The sequence below is a fragment of the Nioella nitratireducens genome (assembly GCF_001879715.1).
Lineage (GTDB): Bacteria > Pseudomonadota > Alphaproteobacteria > Rhodobacterales > Rhodobacteraceae > Nioella > Nioella nitratireducens.
Map to the genome: position 1 here is coordinate 186,307 of NZ_MNBW01000005.1, position 16,665 is coordinate 202,971.

Sequence of the window (16,665 nt, forward strand, 5' to 3'; positions counted from 1 at the left end):
TGCGATTGGCCCGCAGGGCCTTGCAGCCGCGTCATTGCCACGCGGGGGGGGGGCGGGATAGGCTGGGCGAGCAGGCCGGTGCGAGGGGCGCGGCCCCCCGGCATGACAGCGGGCAGCGTTCAGCCCGCCTTGTCCAGTTCAAACGCGTCGTGCAGCGCCTGCACGGCCAGTTCCATGTATTTGCGGTCGATCAGGACCGAGACCTTGATCTCGGAGGTGGTGATCACCTTGATGTTGATGTTCTCGTCGCGCAGGGCCTGGAACATCCGGGCCGCTACGCCCGCGTGGCTGCGCATCCCGATGCCCACGATCGAGACCTTGGCGACATTGGTGTCGGAAATCAGGTCGTGGAAGTTGATTTCGCCCCGGTCCTTGGCGTCGTTCATCGCCTGCGCCGCCCGCGCCACCTGATTGGTGGGGCAGGAAAAGGTCATGTCGGTGCGACCCTCTTCCGAGATGTTTTGCACGATCATGTCGACGTTCACGCCCGCCTCGGCCAGCGGCCCGAAGATGGCGGCGGAGACACCGGGGCGGTCGGCGACCGACACCAGGGTGACCTTGGCCTCGTCCTTGGAATAGGCGACACCTGCAACTGCGTTGGCTTCCATGACGTCCTCCTCATCGCAGACGAGGGTTCCGGCCTCGTCCGTCTGCTCTTCGAAAGAGCTGAGCACCCGAAGGCGCACCTTGTATTTCATAGCGAGTTCGACCGAGCGGGTCTGCAGCACCTTGGCCCCGAGCGAGGCCAATTCCAGCATTTCCTCGAACGCGATGCGGTCGAGCTTGCGGGCCTTGTCGCAGATGCGCGGGTCGGTGGTGTAGACGCCGTCCACATCGGTGTAGATATCGCAGCGTTCCGCGCCGAAGGCGGCGGCGAAGGCCACGGCGGTGGTGTCCGATCCACCCCGGCCGAGCGTGGTGATCCGGCCCTCGGGGCTGATGCCCTGGAAGCCCGCCACCACGGCCACTTTCATGCCCTCGCCGAACTTGGCGTTGATATTGGTGGTCGGGATTTCCTCGATCCGCGCCGAGGCGTGGGCCGAGGTGGTAACGAGCGGCACCTGCCAGCCTTGCCAGCTGCGGGCGGGGACGTCCATTTCCTGAAGCGTCAGGGCCATCAGACCGGCGGTCACGTTCTCGCCCGAGCTGACCACGGCGTCATATTCGCGGGCATCGTAGAGATGCGAGGTCTCCTCGACATAGCCCACGAGCTTGTTGGTTTCACCAGACATCGCCGAGACAATGACGATCACGTCATAGCCATTGGCAACCTCGCGCCCGACGCGCTTGGCGGCGCGGCGGATGCGGTCGAGCGTGGCGACGGACGTGCCGCCGAATTTCATCACGAGAATGGGCATGGGTTTCCAGCCGTCCCCCTTTTTGATCGGGCACTGCATAAGCCTGCCAGAGGGGACTGACAAGGGCCGTTGGCGGGGCTACGGTTCGGTGCGAAACGGACAGAGGAGGGTGAGCGATGCGGTTTTCACGGGACGAGCTGGACGCGGCGGCAGGGCTGGTGAATGGGCACATGTTGCCGACGCCGCAATATCACTGGCCCGGCCTGTCGGCGGCAGCGGGGGCCGAGGTCTGGGTCAAGCATGAGAACCACGCCCCGACCGGTGCCTTCAAGGTGCGTGGCGGTATCACCTTCATGGACTGGCTGCGGCGCGAACACCCTGACAGCCCCGGTATTTGCACCGCGACACGCGGCAACCACGGGCAAAGCCAGGCGCGGGCTGCGACGGCGGCGGGGCTGAGGGCTCTGGTCTATGTGCCGAAGGGAAATTCGATCGAAAAGAACGCGGCGATGCGGGGATATGGCGCCGAGTTGGTGGAGTTCGGAGAGGATTTCGACACCGCCAAGGAAGAGGCGATGCGGGTGGCCGCCGCCGAGGGGCTGACCGTGGTGCCGCCCTTCCACCCGGAACTGGTGCGCGGCGTGGCGACTTATGGCTATGAGCTGTTCAGCGCGTTGAGCGATCTGGACACGGTCTATGTGCCGATTGGGTGCGGGTCGGGGATCTGCGGGACGATCCTGGCGCGCGACGCGTTGGGGTTGAAAACCGAGGTGGTCGGCGTCGTGTCGGACAACGCGCAGACGGCGAAACTGTCTTACGAGGCGGGCGCGTTGGTGGAAACGCCTTCGGCGCGGACCTTTGCCGACGGGATGGCGGTGCGGGTGCCGGTGCGGGATGCGTATGACATCTACAGCGCGGGGGCCGCGCGGGTCGTCAGCGTGTCGGAGGAAGAGATCGCCGAGGCGATCCGGCTATACTATACCGCCACGCATAACCTTGCCGAAGGGGCCGGGGCCGCGCCACTGGCAGCCCTGATGCAGGAACGGGACCGAATGAAAGGCCGGAAGGTCGGGGTGATCCTGTCGGGGGGCAATATCGACATGGGATGGTTTCGCACCGTGCTGGAGGGAAGCGTGCCTGCGGTGTGACGTGCGCCGACTGGTGCCGTCGCGGGGGGAGCGGCCCTTCTCAAGCCCCTTTGGGGCCCTCGTCGGGCCGCGTTGCCACGGGATACTGGTTGGGTCTGTGGGATCGGTCGGTCGTTGGGCTGGTTGAGAGGCCGGTGCCTGTCTGCTGAGAGGGTCTGTTGCTGGGATGTGCCCAGCAACAGACCCATTGCGAGGCTGTTGCGATGCGGAACCGCGTCAAGGGCAAGCGGCCTTGCGGCCGTCGCTGGCGCGACCCTTGACCCGGCCCCGCATCGCGCATGGCGCGCGCGGCGCGGTCAGGGGAGGTATTTGGCGGCTTCCCTGGCCGCGAAGGGCTTCATCCGCTCGCCATGCTCGGCGAGGAAAGCGCGGGTGCGGTCGGGGTCTTTCCTGGACAGGTCGCGCAGCCACCATGCCACGGCCTTCTGGATGAACCAGTTGGGGTCTTCCACATAGGCGGCGGCCCATCCGAGGATGCGGTCGCGCGCGGCGATCTCTTCCGGCTTGGGGGTGCGTTGTTTGGTCCAGGGCAGGGTAAAGACCAGCGCGGCACGTTTCGTCCAGAGATGATCGGAGATGGTCCAGCCCTCGACCGTGTCGAGCCGCGCGGGATCGGCGGTCAGGCGGCGCTGGCCAGCCATGGCCACGGCATCTGATATGGCCCAGCTATCGAAATCGGGCATCCAGCCTTGAATCATCTGCCATGCCCCCGCGTCCGAGGGTTTGATCCGCGCCTGAAGCAGCAGTCTTGAAGCGGTGATCCGCGCCTCGAAGATGTCGGTTTGCCAAAGCGCGTCGGCCAGCGCCAGACGTTCGTCCAGAGTCAGGGCGTGACGCCACTGGGTGGCCAGCGCGGTGCAGGTTTCGTTCGAGAGGCCCAGATAGGGCCGGTCGACCTTGTGATAGGCGCGCATCTGCGCGGCGCGGTCCGGGTCGGCCTGCGCGGTCAAGGTGTCCAACGCCTCGTCCAGCGTCATTCCACGGTCACGGATTTGGCGAGGTTTCTTGGCTGGTCCACATCGGTGCCTTTGTGCACGGCGGTGTGATAGGCGATCAGCTGCGCCGGGATGGAATAGAGGATCGGTGCGAAGATCGGATCGACGTTGGGCATGACGAGGGTCTGCCAGACGCCCTCGCGCGCCATGGAGGCGCCTGCGCTGTCGGTGATCAGCCAGACACGGCCTTCGCGCGCCATGACCTCTTGCATGTTCGACACGGTCTTGTCGAAGAGCGCATCGGTGGGGGCCATGACCACCACCGGCACGGTTTTGTCCACGAGCGCGATGGGGCCGTGTTTCAGCTCGCCGCTCGCATAGCCTTCGGCGTGGATATAGCTGATCTCCTTGAGTTTCAAAGCGCCTTCCAGCGCCAGCGGGAACATCGACCCGCGCCCGAGGAACAGCACCGTCTGCGCGCGGCTGAGGGTGCCGGTGTGACGCTTGATCTGGTCTTCCAGCGCCAGTGCCTGATTCACCAATCCCGGCAGGCCGCGCAGTTGCGTCAGAAGGTCGGCTTCGCGCGCGGGCGAAATGCGGCCCTTTTGGCGGGCAGCGAGGATGGCGAGGTTGGCGAGAACCGCCAATTGGCAGACGAACGCCTTGGTCGAGGCGACGCCGACCTCTACCCCGGCGATGATCGGCAGGGCCAGGTCGCTTTCGCGGGCGATGGAGCTTTCGGAGACGTTGACCACCGACAGGATGCGGTCGGCCTTGCCCGCGCAGTAGCGCAGCGCGGCCAGAGTGTCGGCGGTTTCGCCCGACTGGCTGACGAAGAGCGCGGTGGATCGGTCGGAGACGGGCGGTTCGCGGTAGCGGAATTCGCTGGCGATATCGACATCGCAGGGCAGCCCGGCCAGTTGCTCGAACCAGTATTTTGCGACCATGCAGGCGTAGTTGGCGGTGCCGCAGGCGACCAGCGTGATCCGGTCGGTTTCGGAGAAGTCCAGATCGCCTTCGGGGATCGCCACGCGATCGCCGTCCGAATAGTGGGCCAATGCTTCGGCCAGAACGGTGGGCTGTTCAAAGACCTCCTTGGCCATGAAGTGCTTGTGCCCGCCCTTGTCGATCTGCGCGGCCTGCGCCGGGATCTTGCGGATTTCGCGGTTGGCGGGGCGGTCTTCCTCGTCGAAGATCTCGGCCCCTTGCCGGGTCACGAAGGCATAGTCGCCCTCTTCGAGATAGGTGATGCGGTTGGTCATCGGGGAAAGGGCAATGGCGTCGGAGCCGACGAACATCTCGCCTTCGCCATGGCCGATGGCCAGCGGCGAGCCCTTGCGTGCGGCAACCATCAGGTCGGGTTCGCCGTCGAAGAGGAACGCCAGCGCAAAGGCCCCGTCCAGACGGCGCAGGGTTTCGCGGGCGGCGGCGCGGGGGGCGAGGCCGCTGTCGAGAAGGTGTTCGCAAAGCAGTGCCACGGTTTCGGTATCGGTATCGGTGGCAAAGCCGATGCCCTTGGCCGAGAGGTCATCGCGAAGATCACGGTAGTTCTCGATGATGCCGTTATGCACGACCGCGACGCGGCCTGCCTGATGCGGGTGGGCATTGGCCACGGTGGGCGCGCCGTGGGTCGCCCAACGGGTGTGGCCGATGCCGGACTTGCCGCGCAGGGGGTCGTGGACCAACAGGTCGGACAGGTTCACCAGCTTGCCGACGGCGCGACGGCGGTCGAGATGACCGTCATTGATCGTGGCGATCCCGGCACTGTCATAGCCGCGATATTCGAGGCGTTTCAGGGCCTCGACGAGAATGGGGGCGACTTCGTGACCGCCCAGAACTCCGACAATCCCGCACATGGTTACCGCCCCTGCTTCTGTTCTGCCTTCATGGCGTGCAGGCGCGCCATCAATCGCGCGCCGAGGCCGGTCTTGTTGACCTGCTTGGCCCGTGCCAGTGCGAGATCCCCCGCAGGCACGTCGGAGGTGATGACCGAACCAGAGCCGGTCATCGCGCCGTCGCCCACGCTGACGGGGGCGACCAGCATCGTGTTCGAGCCGATGAATGCATTGCGGCCCACGGTGGTGCGGTGCTTGAACACGCCGTCATAGTTGCAGGTGATGGTGCCCGCGCCGATATTGCTGCCATCGCCGATCGCGGCGTCGCCGATATAGGAGAGGTGATTGACCTTGGCGCCTTCGCCGATCTCGGCGGATTTGACTTCCACGAAATTGCCCACCTTGGCGTCATTGCCCAGTTCCGCGCCGGGGCGTAGCCGGGCATAGGGGCCGACGGTGGTGCGGGCGCCAAGATGGCAGCCTTCGAGATGGGAAAAGGCCCGGATCGTAGCGTCGTTTTCCACGGTCACGCCGGGCCCGAAGACGACGTTGGGTTCAATCACCACGTCGCGGCCAATCCACGTGTCATAAGCGAAGAAAACGGTATCTGGGGCGGTCATGGTGACGCCTTCGGCCAGCACATCCGCGCGTTTGCGACGTTGAAAGAGCGCCTCGGCCGCAGCCAGTTCGGCGCGGGAATTGACCCCGAGGGTTTCGGCCTCGTCGCAGGCGATGGCCGTGGCGGTCAGCCCCTCGGCCCGGGCCAGCGCGGGCACATCCGTCAGGTAATATTCGCCCGAGGCATTGTCATTGCCGACCTGCGCCAGAAGTCGCATCACAGTGGCGGCGTCGGCGGCCATCAGGCCCGAGTTGCAGAAGGTGATCGCCAGTTCTTCGGGGGTTGCATCCTTGGCCTCGACGATACGGCTGAGGTCGCGGCCCTGCATCACGAGCCGCCCGTAGCGGCCGGGGGTCTTGGCCTCGAACCCGAGCATCACGATGTCATGGGCCGCGCGGGCCGCACGCATGGTGGCGAGCGTGTCGGACGAGATAAAGGGCGTGTCGCCGTAAAGGACGATCACGTCGCCGTCGAACCCGTCCAGCGCCGGGGCGGCTTGCAGGACGGCGTGACCGGTGCCGAGCTGCTCGGTCTGGCGGACGCAGACGGCGGCCTCTTCATGGGCGGTCACGGCCTTTTCCACCTTGTCCGCACCGTGGCCGGTGACCACGATCATGCGCGACGGGTCCAGCGCGGCGGCAGCCTCCATCGCGTGGACGACCAGCGGCGCGCCCGCGATCCGGTGCAGCACCTTGGGCAAGTCCGAGTTCATCCGGGTGCCTTGCCCGGCTGCGAGAATGACAACCGCACAGGGCCGATCGTTTGAGGTCATGTCACCTGCTTTCGTTTTGTTGCCCCCGGTATTAAGCAAGCGGCACGGGCGTGCAAGCGGCGCGCGCGTCAAAATGCTTTACGGATCATTTCAATGGCAGGCGAAAACCTGCCCAGTCTGACAGGGAAGGGGCGGCAATGCGCACGGTGATCTTCGATCTGGATGGAACGCTGGCGGATACAAGCGCTGACCTGATCGCATCGGCCAATGCGGCGATGCAGGCGCTTGGCCATTCGCCGCAACTGGTGGCGGGCGCAGATGACGCCACCGCCTTTCGCGGCGGGCGCGCGATGTTGCGGCAGAGCCTGGAACGGATCGGGCACGACGATCTGGAGGCCGAGGTGGAGCGGGGGTATCCCCTGCTGCTGGCGGCCTACGGCGATGCGCTGGACGTGCACACGACGCTCTATCCCGGTGCGACCCGCGCGGTGGAGGTGCTGCGGGCGGCGGGCCTCAAGGTGGGCATCTGCACCAACAAGCCCGAGGGGCTGGCCGAGACCCTGTTGCAACGGTTGGGGGTGCGGGGGCTGTTCGGGTCGATGATCGGGGCCGATACCCTGCCGACGCGAAAGCCCGACCCGGCGCCTTACATTGCCTCGGTCGAGCGAGCGGGGGGCAGCGTCGCGCATTCGTTGCTGGTGGGGGATACGATCACCGACCGCGAAACCGCGCGGGCGGCGGGGGTGCCGTCGGTTCTGGTGACCTTCGGACCGCTGGGGCAGGGCGTGGCCGCGATGGCGCCCGAGGCGCTTCTCGACACTTATGACGATTTGCCCGATGTCGTGGCGCGTCTTCTGGATTGACGGATCGCGGGGCGCGCCCCAAAACTCGGCCCATGAAAACCGTGTTCACAGGCAATTTCACGCAGCAGGAGCCGATTCCCGAGGCCGGGATCGAAGCCGCGCTTTCCGTTCTGCGCAGCGGGCGTCTGCATCGCTACAACGTGGCTGCCGGAGAAGACGGTGAGACCGCCCTGCTGGAGCAGGAATTTGCCGCATTTACCGGGGCGAAATACGCGCTGGCGGTGGCCTCGGGCGGCTATGCTATCGGCTGCGCCCTCAGGGCGCTTGGCGTGCAACCGGGCGACAGGGTGCTGACCAACGGCTTTACGCTGGCCCCGGTGCCGGGGGCGATTGCGTCGGTCGGGGCCGAGCCTGTCTTCGTCGAAGTCACGGATGACCTGACCATTGACCTGGATCACCTTGCACGGCTGGTTGCAGACGGTGATTCCAAGGTGCTGTTGCTGTCGCATATGCGCGGGCATATCTGCGACATGGACCTGCTGATGCAGATCTGTGACGGCGCGGGCGTGAGGGTGGTCGAGGATTGCGCCCATACCATGGGCGGCGCGTGGAAAGGTGTGCCCTCGGGCCGCCACGGCGCGATGGCGGCCTATTCCACCCAGACCTACAAGCATATGAATTCCGGCGAGGGGGGCATCCTGACCTCGGACGACCCCGACCTGATGGCCCGCGCGATTGTCTTGTCGGGCAGCTACATGCTTTATGCCCGCCACCGCGCGGCGCCGCCGCCCGAAGCCTTCGAGCAGATCAAATGGGTGACGCCGAATGTTTCGGGCCGGATGGACAACCTGCGCGCTGCGATCCTTAGGCCGCAACTGGCCGATCTGCCGTGCCAGATCGACCGCTGGAACGCGCTCTACCGTGCGGTGGAGGATGGGCTGCGGAACACGCCGGGTCTGAAGGTGATCGAACGCCCGGTGGAAGAAAGCATCGTCGGGTCGTCGATCCAGTTCCTGCTGCCCGCGTTCAGCGAACAGCAGATCGCGGCCGTTCTGCAAGCCTGTGTCGCGCGCGGGGTGGAGCTGAAATGGTTTGGCGGGGCCGAGCCCGTGGCCTTTACCTCGCGCTACGATAGCTGGCGTTACGCCAGCCCGCAGAGCCTGCCCAACACCGACCGTATCCTGACCGGGCTTATGGATATGCGCCTGCCGCTGACCTTCTCGGTCGAGGATGCCCGGGTGATCGCACAGATCATCCGCGAGGAAGTGAGCGCGGTGGCCTTGGCGGCGTGATCCGGACGGAAACCCCTTCCAGAAGGGATTTTCGAGCCGCCGACCGAAAAATCTACTGGAAGATTTTTCTCTTCCGCCCGGGCAGGCTTTTCCAGAAAAGCCTGCCCGGTCTTTTGTCGCTGCGTCGTAGGGGAAGGATTCCTTTGACTTGTGGCAGACTCGGGCGTATTAAATGAACAAGTGTTCAATTAAGAGGGAGGGCTGAGCATGTTCATGGCCAGCATGACGTTTGATCTGGGCGAAGATGTGAATGCCCTTCGCGATATGGTGCATCGGTGGGCGCAGGAGCGGATCCGCCCGATGGCGCAGGATATCGACAAGAATAACCTCTTTCCTTCCGATCTGTGGCAAGAGATGGGGGATCTCGGGCTGCTCGGCATCACCGTGCCGGAAGAGTTCGGCGGTGCGGGCATGTCCTACCTTGCCCACGTGATCGCGGTGGAAGAGATCGCGCGGGCGTCTGCCTCCGTCTCGTTGTCTTACGGCGCGCATTCCAATCTCTGCGTCAACCAGATCAAACTGAACGGCACCGAGGAACAACGCGCGAAATACCTGCCGCGCCTGATTTCCGGCGAACATGTCGGTGCGTTGGCCATGTCCGAGGCCGGGGCCGGGTCTGACGTGGTCTCGATGAAACTGCGCGCAGAGAAGCGCAATGACCGCTACGTGCTGAACGGCACCAAGTACTGGATCACCAATGGCTGCGACGCCGACACGCTGGTCGTCTATGCCAAGACCGACCCCGATGCGGGCAGCAAGGGGATGACGGCCTTTCTGATCGAGAAAGAGATGGCCGGGTTCAGCACGTCGGAACATTTCGACAAGCTCGGGATGCGCGGCTCGAACACCGCCGAGCTGATCTTCGAGGACGTGGAAGTGCCCTTCGAGAATGTCCTGGGTGAAGAGGGCAAGGGCGTGCGGGTGCTGATGTCGGGCCTTGACTATGAACGCGTGGTGCTGGCCGGGATCGGCACCGGCATCATGGCCGCCTGCCTGGATGAGATCATGCCCTACATGCGCGACCGCAAGCAGTTTGGGCAGCCGATTGGCAGCTTCCAGCTGATGCAGGGCAAGATTGCCGACATGTACACGGCGATGAATTCCGCCCGCGCCTATGTCTACGAGGTCGCCAAGGCCTGTGACCGGGGCGACGTGACCCGTCAGGATGCGGCGGCCTGCTGTCTCTATGCCTCGGAAGAGGCGATGAAGCAGGCGCATCAGGCGGTGCAGGCCATGGGCGGGGCAGGCTTCCTGTCCGACAGTCCCGTCAGCCGGATCTTCCGCGACGCCAAGCTGATGGAGATCGGCGCAGGGACCAGCGAGATCCGACGGATGCTGGTGGGCCGCGAATTGATGGCGGCGATGGGCTGAGGTTCGGCCCCGTTGGGGCCAATATCCGGGAGGACGGGATGAAACTCACATCCAAGGTGATTACAGGCTCCGAAGACTTCGCGGCCAATCGCGCGGCGCATCTCGATGCGCTCTCGGTGGTGCGCGAGGCGGCGGAAGCGGCCCGTTTGGGCGGCGGCGAAAAATCCCGCGCGCGGCATGAGGCGCGTGGCAAGATGCTGCCACGGCGGCGGGTGGCGAACCTGCTCGATCCCGGCTCGCCATTTCTGGAGGTGGGCGCGACGGCGGGGCATGGCATGTATGACGGCGCGTCCCCCGGCGGCGGGGCGATTGCCGGGATCGGCCGGGTTCATGGGCAGGAGGTCATGGTTGTCTGCAACGACGCCACGGTGAAGGGCGGCACCTATTACCCGATTACCGTCAAGAAACACCTGCGCGCGCAGGAGATCGCGGAAACGAACAACCTTCCTTGCATCTATCTGGTGGACAGTGGCGGGGCGAACCTGCCGCAGCAGGACGAGGTTTTCCCTGACCGTGACCATTTCGGGCGCATTTTCTACAATCAGGCCCGGATGAGCGCCAAGGGAATCCCGCAGATTGCCGTGGTGATGGGGTCTTGTACGGCGGGCGGGGCCTACGTTCCGGCGATGTCGGACGTGACCATCATCGTGAAGGAACAGGGGACGATCTTCCTGGCCGGGCCGCCGTTGGTCAAGGCCGCGACGGGCGAGGTCGTGACCGCAGAGGATCTGGGCGGTGGCGATGTGCATACGCGCCTGTCGGGGGTGGCGGACTATCTGGCCGAGGATGACACCCATGCGCTGGCGCTTGCCCGCCGGGCGGTGGCGGGGCTGAACCGGGCCAAACCGGCCACGGTGCAGTGGCAAACCCCGGAAGACCCGGCCTACGACCCTGAGGAAATCCTCGGCGCGGTCCCGGCCGATCTGCGCACGCCCTACGACATCCGCGAGGTCATCGCGCGCACCGTGGACGGCAGTCGGTTCGACGAATTCAAGCCGCGCTTTGGCGAAACCATCGTGACCGGCTTTGCCCACGTGATGGGATGCCCGGTGGGGATCGTCGCCAATAATGGCGTGCTCTTCTCGGAAGCCGCACAGAAAGCGGCGCATTTCGTGGAGCTATGTTCGCAGCGCAACATCCCGCTCGTGTTCCTGCAAAACATCACCGGCTTCATGGTCGGGCGGAAATACGAAAACGAGGGCATCGCGCGCCACGGCGCCAAGATGGTGACGGCGGTGGCCACGACGAACGTGCCCAAGATCACCATGTTGGTGGGCGGCTCTTTCGGGGCTGGCAACTATGGCATGGCGGGGCGGGCCTATTCGCCCCGGTTCCTGTGGACATGGCCCAACAGCCGGATTTCCGTGATGGGCGGGGCGCAGGCAGCGGGGGTTCTGGCCACCGTCAAGCGCGACGCGATAGAGCGCGGGGGCGGCACATGGTCGGCCGAGGACGAGGCCGCGTTCAAGCAACCCACCATCGACATGTTCGAGGAACAGTCGCACCCGCTCTATGCCTCGGCGCGGCTGTGGGATGACGGGATCATCGACCCGCGCAAGACCCGTGAGACGCTGTTCCTGTCGCTGTCTGCGGCGCTGAACGCCCCCATCGAAGAAACGCGCTTTGGCGTGTTCCGGATGTGAGGCGGTCATGACCAGCAAAACCCTGCAAGAGATCATCGACGCCAATCCCGAAGCCGAAACCTTCCGCTTTGGCGACAATGCAGAGCTCTGCGCCCAGATCGTGGCGCTGGTGCGGGCAGGCAAGAAGACAGCCACCTGCGAGGCGATGCGCGCCTATACCAAAGAGGGCGACGCCCTGCCGGTCGTTGGCCGACGGGATGTGGCGCTCAACTGGGACGGCACCCCCGCGATGATGTTGGAAACAGTGGAAGTAACCACCCGACGGTTCGACGAGATGGATGAAGAGTTCGTGGCCGCCCAGGGGGAATTCCGCGACCTCGCCCACTGGCGCAAGGGATACCGCGCCTATTTTGCCCGATCCGGTGGCTTTTCGGAGGACATGGAAATCATGTGCGAACGGTTCCGCATGGTAGAGGATTACGCATGATGTTCACAAAGATCCTGATTGCAAACCGGGGCGAGATTGCCTGCCGCGTGATCGAAAGCGCCCGCGCCATGGGGGTGCGCACGGTCGCGGTCTATTCAGACGCGGATGCCGGGGCGCGCCATGTGGCGATGGCGGATGAGGCGGTGCATATCGGCGGGCCTGCGCCTGCCGACAGCTATCTGAAAGGCGATGTGATCATCGCGGCGGCAGAGGCCACGGGGGCCGAGGCGATCCATCCGGGCTATGGCTTCCTGTCGGAAAACCCCGATTTCGTGGATGCGGTCGAGGCGGCGGGGCTGACCTTCATCGGGCCGTCCGCCGATGCCATCCGCAAGATGGGCCTCAAGGACGCCGCCAAGGCATTGATGGAAAAGGCGGGCGTTCCCGTCGTGCCGGGCTATCACGGGCAGAACCAGGACCCCGAGCATCTGGCGGGAGCGGCCGACACCATCGGCTACCCTGTGCTGATCAAGGCTGTTGCGGGCGGTGGCGGCAAGGGGATGCGCAAGGTCGAAGACCCGGCGCAGTTCATGGACGCATTGGCCAGTGCCAAGGGCGAGGCCAAGACCGCGTTTGGCAACGACGCCGTGCTGATCGAGAAATTCGTCCAGCAGCCACGCCATATCGAGGTGCAGGTCTTTGGCGACGGCACCACAGCGGTGCATCTGTTCGAGCGGGACTGCTCGTTGCAGCGCCGCCACCAGAAGGTGATCGAAGAGGCCCCGGCCCCCGGCATGACCGCCGAGATGCGGGCGGCGATGGGGCAGGCTGGGGTGCGCGCGGCCGAGGCGATCGGCTACAAGGGCGCGGGCACGGTGGAATTCATCGTCGATGGGTCCGAGGGCCTGCGAACCGAAGGGTTCTGGTTCATGGAAATGAACACGCGCTTGCAGGTCGAACACCCGGTGACCGAGGCGATCACCGGTGTCGATCTGGTCGAGTGGCAATTGCGCGTCGCGGCAGGCGAACGTCTGCCCAAGCAGCAGGAGGAATTGACCATCACCGGTCATGCGTTCGAGGCGCGGCTATACGCCGAGGACGTGCCAAAGGGCTTCTTGCCTGCGACCGGCACGCTGGCGCATCTGCGTTTCCCCGATCACGCGCGGGCCGATACCGGGGTGCGCCCCGGCGATACGATCAGCCCTTGGTATGATCCGATGATTTCCAAGCTTATCGTCCACGGGCCGACCCGTGCGGTGGCGTTGAAGCGGCTCGACCGGGCGCTGGCGGGCACGCAAGTGGCGGGATCGGTGACGAACCTTGCCTTCCTGCGCGCCTTGGCCGGACATCAGGGCTTTGCGGCGGGTGATGTCGATACCGGCCTGATCGACCGCGATCTGGACGTGCTGGCGGCCGAACCGCAAGCGGATAGCCGGGTCATGGCACTGGCCGCGCTCGGGTCTCTCGGGTTGCACCAAGAGGGTGACGCGTTGCAGGGGTTCTCGCTCTGGGTGCCGCTGCATCAGGCGGCCCTGTTCGAGCACAAGGGCACCCGTCACGCGGCAACGGTCGAAACACTTGGTCCCGGCCGGTTCCGGGTCGAGGTGGCGGGTGCGCAGCACGATGTCGCGCGGGACGGGCCGCGTTGGCGACTTGATGGTGCGCCCTTCGCGGCCGAGGTCGTGGTCCATGCGGCGGGCGTGTCTGTCTTTTGCGGGCATGGGTTTGCCTTCGATCCGATTGATCCGTTGGACGTGGCAGCCGATGCAGGTGCGGCAGCCGGGGTGATCGAAGCGCCGATGCCGGGATTGGTGAAAGCGGTCTTCGTCGAGCAGGGTCAGACGGTCAGCGCGGGCGACCGGCTGGCCATTCTGGAAGCGATGAAGATGGAACACACGCTGAGCGCGGGCCGCGATGGCGTGGTTGCAGAGGTCCTGGCCTTTGCAGGGTCGCAAGTGGAAGCGGGCGCGCCGCTGATCAAACTGGAAGACGAGGAATGATCCGGCTGCACCACGTCCCCGAAAGCCGCTCGATGCGCGCGCTGTGGCTGCTGCATGAACTGGGTGTGCCGTTCGAACTGCGGGTCTGGCCCTTTGACAAGAGTCTGCGCTCCGAGGACTACCTCGCCCTCAACCCGGCGGGTCGGGTGCCGGCGCTGGAAATCGGTGGCGAACGGCTGTGGGAATCGGGTGCGATCACCGAGGTGCTGTGTGAACGCTTTCCAGAATCCGGGCTGGGGCGCGCGCCGACCGACCCCGAGCGGGCGCAATGGTTGATCTGGGTTCATTTTTCCGAAACCATCAGCCAGCACGCGGCGGCTTTGACACAACAGCATATCGCGCTTTACGACGACACGATGCGCAGCCCGGTGGTTATGAAGATCGAGGCCAAGCGGCTGGAAAAATGCTACGCCGCCGTCGAGGCGCAATTGCAAGGGCGGGACTACCTGTTGGAGGGCGGCTTTTCGGCGGCGGATATCTCGGTCGGGCAGGCGATCTACATGGCTCGTCACTTCGCCCGGATCGACCCGTTCGCGGCGCTGTCCGCATGGTATGCGCGGATCACCAGCCGCCCCGGCTTCGTCGCGTCGCGGCCCAACGAAGCGCAGCAAAAGCTCTACCAAAAGGCGTTCTATCCGCCGTTGGAGACCGAGAAAGGAGCCTGAGAATGGCCGACCCACTGCATGTTATCGCCCGGATCAAGGCAGCGCCGGACACGTTGGACGACCTGATCGCCTCGATGCGGATCATGGTCGAGGAGGTTCGGCAGGAACCGGGCTGCCTGCGCTATGACCTGACCCAATCGCAGGACGATCCGACGGTTCTGGTCTTTGTCGAGGAATGGGCCAGCCGCGCGGCGTGGGAGGTTCACATGACCGCCCCTGCGTTGATGCGGCATCAGGAACGGACCCGCCCCGAGATGGTGCTGGATGCCGAGGTGCACGCCCTCGGCCAGATCGCGTGACGCCGATGTCGAACCGCGTGGAAATCTTCGAAGTCGGCCCGCGCGACGGGTTGCAGAACGAAAAACGCCCGATCCCGACGGCCGAAAAAATCGCCCTGATCGACTGCCTCGGGCGGGCCGGGTTTCACCGGATCGAGGTGGCCAGTTTCGTAAGCCCCAAATGGGTGCCGCAGATGGCCGACAGCGCCGAGGTGCTGGCCGGGGTCCGCCGCGTGCCGGGCATATCCTATGCCGCGCTGACGCCGAACATGCAGGGCTATGACCGCGCCAAGGCCGCCAAGGCCGACGAAATTGCCATTTTCGCGTCGGCATCCGAGGGGTTTTCCAAGGCCAACCTCAACGCCTCGATCGAGGAAAGCATCACCCGCTTCGTGCCCGTGGCGCAAGCGGCCAAGGCCGATGGCATCCCGGTGCGCGGCTATATTTCCTGCGTGACCGACTGCCCCTTTGACGGGCCGACACCACCTGCCGAGGTGGCCCGCGTGGCATCGACCCTGCGCAATATGGGGTGCTATGAAATCTCTCTCGGGGACACCATCGGACAGGGGCGGCCCGAGACGGTCGACACCATGCTGGCCGCCGTGCTGGAGGCATGTGCGCCCGAGGAATTGGCCGGCCATTTCCACGACACGGCGGGCCGCGCACTGGCCAATATCGAGGTGTCGCTGGCCCGTGGCCTTCGGGTCTTTGACGCCGCCGTGGGCGGTCTTGGCGGCTGTCCCTATGCGCCGGGGGCGGCGGGCAATGTCGCCACCGAGGCCGTGGCCGCCCGCCTTGTCGAGTGGGGGTATGAAACAGGTCTGGATTTGGACGTGATCGCCGAGGCCGCCGCGATGGCCCGCGCGATGAGGGAGGGATGATGGACACCATATCTATCGAGGTCGACGCGCGGGGCGTCGCCACGCTGACGCTGGATCGGGCCGAGAAGCACAACGCGCTCTCGGCGGAAATGATCGCAGACCTGACAGAAGCGGCAGAGCGGTTGGGCAAAGACCCCGCGGTGCGTGTCGTGGTGCTGACCGGCAAGGGCAAGAGCTTTTGCGCCGGTGGGGATCTGGGCTGGATGAAGGAACAGATGGTCGCAGATGCAGCGACCCGTGCCGCCGAGGCCCGCAAGCTGGCTGAAATGCTGGGCGCGCTCGACCGGATGCCCAAGCCGCTGATCGGCAAGGTGCAGGGGCAGGCCTTTGGGGGCGGGATCGGCATGATGTCGGTCTGTGACGTAGCCGTTGGCGTGGAAGGCGCCAAGTTCGGGCTGACGGAAACCCGGCTCGGGCTGATCCCCGCCACCATCGGTCCCTACGTGGTTGCCCGGATGGGCGCGGCGCGAGCGCGGCGGGTGTTCATGTCGGCGCGGATCTTTGTGGCAGACGAGGCCGTGGCGCTTGGATTGCTGGCCAAGGCGGTGCCTGCCGATGCGCTGGATGCGGCGGTCGAGGCCGAGGTGGTCCCCTACCTGTCCTGCGCGCCGGGGGCTGTGGCCCGCGCCAAGGCCTTGATTGCAAAGCTGGAACCGAGGGTGAATGACGCTGTTGTCGCCACGACGATCGACGCGCTGGTGGACGCGTGGGAAGGGGACGAGGCGCCCGAGGGGGTTGCGGCGTTTTTCGAAAAGCGAAAACCGATTTGGAGTGAAGGCTGAGAGGCTTGCGTGTGCGGGGGAACTGGCGTTTGCTGG

The 16,665-nt window shown here is 65.3% G+C and carries 15 protein-coding genes; 11 read left to right on the forward strand and 4 right to left on the reverse strand.

Features of this window, described 5'->3' with window-relative positions; genetic code table 11:
• Positions 1 to 119: 119 nt before the first annotated feature.
• Positions 120 to 1,358, reverse strand: a complete 1,239-nt coding sequence (locus BKY27_RS06465; RefSeq protein ID WP_071673629.1) for an aspartate kinase — start codon at positions 1,356 to 1,358, stop codon at positions 120 to 122.
• Positions 1,359 to 1,474: 116 nt separating this feature from the next.
• On the opposite strand from BKY27_RS06465, the gene BKY27_RS06470 reads away from it, so the two are divergent.
• Entirely contained in the window at positions 1,475 to 2,446 is a 972-nt protein-coding gene (locus BKY27_RS06470) for a threonine dehydratase (RefSeq protein ID WP_071673630.1), read from the forward strand.
• 296 nt (positions 2,447 to 2,742) lie between these two features.
• Here the strand turns inward: BKY27_RS06470 and BKY27_RS06475 are convergent, their stop codons facing one another.
• The 3 genes from BKY27_RS06475 to glmU are packed head-to-tail and all read right to left on the reverse strand — an operon-like array spanning position 2,743 to position 6,607.
• Positions 2,743 to 3,423: a DNA alkylation repair protein gene (locus BKY27_RS06475; protein ID WP_071673631.1), complete on the reverse strand. Its 681-nt coding sequence runs from the start codon at positions 3,421 to 3,423 to the stop codon at positions 2,743 to 2,745.
• Positions 3,420 to 5,237 carry a glutamine--fructose-6-phosphate transaminase (isomerizing) gene (gene glmS, locus BKY27_RS06480; protein ID WP_071673632.1) on the reverse strand — a complete coding sequence of 606 codons (1,818 nt, stop codon included), beginning with the start codon at positions 5,235 to 5,237 and terminating at the stop codon, positions 3,420 to 3,422. The genes BKY27_RS06475 and glmS overlap by 4 nt, the downstream gene beginning before the upstream one ends.
• Before the next feature lie 2 nt (positions 5,238 to 5,239).
• Positions 5,240 to 6,607 carry a bifunctional UDP-N-acetylglucosamine diphosphorylase/glucosamine-1-phosphate N-acetyltransferase GlmU gene (gene glmU / locus BKY27_RS06485; protein WP_071673633.1) on the reverse strand — a complete coding sequence of 456 codons (1,368 nt, stop codon included), beginning with the start codon at positions 6,605 to 6,607 and terminating at the stop codon, positions 5,240 to 5,242.
• A gap of 137 nt (positions 6,608 to 6,744) precedes the next feature.
• Here glmU and BKY27_RS06490 point away from each other — a divergent pair, with 137 nt between their 5' ends.
• The 10 genes from BKY27_RS06490 (at position 6,745) to BKY27_RS06535 (ending at position 16,629) form a co-directional block, all read left to right on the forward strand.
• Positions 6,745 to 7,410: an HAD-IA family hydrolase gene (locus tag BKY27_RS06490; protein WP_071673634.1), complete on the forward strand. Its 666-nt coding sequence runs from the start codon at positions 6,745 to 6,747 to the stop codon at positions 7,408 to 7,410.
• Positions 7,411 to 7,442: 32 nt separating this feature from the next.
• Positions 7,443 to 8,642 (forward strand): DegT/DnrJ/EryC1/StrS family aminotransferase, encoded by a 1,200-nt coding sequence (locus BKY27_RS06495; RefSeq protein WP_071673635.1) that lies wholly within the window; start codon positions 7,443 to 7,445, stop codon positions 8,640 to 8,642.
• A gap of 207 nt (positions 8,643 to 8,849) precedes the next feature.
• Positions 8,850 to 10,013 carry an isovaleryl-CoA dehydrogenase gene (locus BKY27_RS06500; protein ID WP_071673636.1) on the forward strand — a complete coding sequence of 388 codons (1,164 nt, stop codon included), beginning with the start codon at positions 8,850 to 8,852 and terminating at the stop codon, positions 10,011 to 10,013.
• Positions 10,014 to 10,051: 38 nt separating this feature from the next.
• Positions 10,052 to 11,656, forward strand: a complete 1,605-nt coding sequence (locus BKY27_RS06505) for a carboxyl transferase domain-containing protein (protein ID WP_071673637.1) — start codon at positions 10,052 to 10,054, stop codon at positions 11,654 to 11,656.
• Between the two features lie 7 nt (positions 11,657 to 11,663).
• Positions 11,664 to 12,083 carry an ASCH domain-containing protein gene (locus BKY27_RS06510; RefSeq protein ID WP_071673638.1) on the forward strand — a complete coding sequence of 140 codons (420 nt, stop codon included), beginning with the start codon at positions 11,664 to 11,666 and terminating at the stop codon, positions 12,081 to 12,083.
• The gene (locus tag BKY27_RS06515; protein ID WP_071673712.1) at positions 12,083 to 14,023 is read left to right on the forward strand and encodes an acetyl/propionyl/methylcrotonyl-CoA carboxylase subunit alpha; all 1,941 of its coding nucleotides are present in this window, start codon (positions 12,083 to 12,085) and stop codon (positions 14,021 to 14,023) included. Before BKY27_RS06510 ends, BKY27_RS06515 begins: the two co-directional genes overlap by 1 nt.
• Entirely contained in the window at positions 14,020 to 14,688 is a 669-nt protein-coding gene (locus BKY27_RS06520) for a glutathione S-transferase family protein (RefSeq protein ID WP_071673639.1), read from the forward strand. Before BKY27_RS06515 ends, BKY27_RS06520 begins: the two co-directional genes overlap by 4 nt.
• 2 nt (positions 14,689 to 14,690) lie before the next feature.
• Positions 14,691 to 14,987: a putative quinol monooxygenase gene (locus tag BKY27_RS06525; protein ID WP_071673640.1), complete on the forward strand. Its 297-nt coding sequence runs from the start codon at positions 14,691 to 14,693 to the stop codon at positions 14,985 to 14,987.
• A gap of 5 nt (positions 14,988 to 14,992) precedes the next feature.
• Positions 14,993 to 15,847, forward strand: a complete 855-nt coding sequence (locus BKY27_RS06530; protein ID WP_071673641.1) for a hydroxymethylglutaryl-CoA lyase — start codon at positions 14,993 to 14,995, stop codon at positions 15,845 to 15,847.
• Positions 15,844 to 16,629 (forward strand): crotonase/enoyl-CoA hydratase family protein, encoded by a 786-nt coding sequence (locus BKY27_RS06535; RefSeq protein ID WP_071673642.1) that lies wholly within the window; start codon positions 15,844 to 15,846, stop codon positions 16,627 to 16,629. Before BKY27_RS06530 ends, BKY27_RS06535 begins: the two co-directional genes overlap by 4 nt.
• The last annotated feature ends 36 nt before the right edge of the window (positions 16,630 to 16,665 follow it).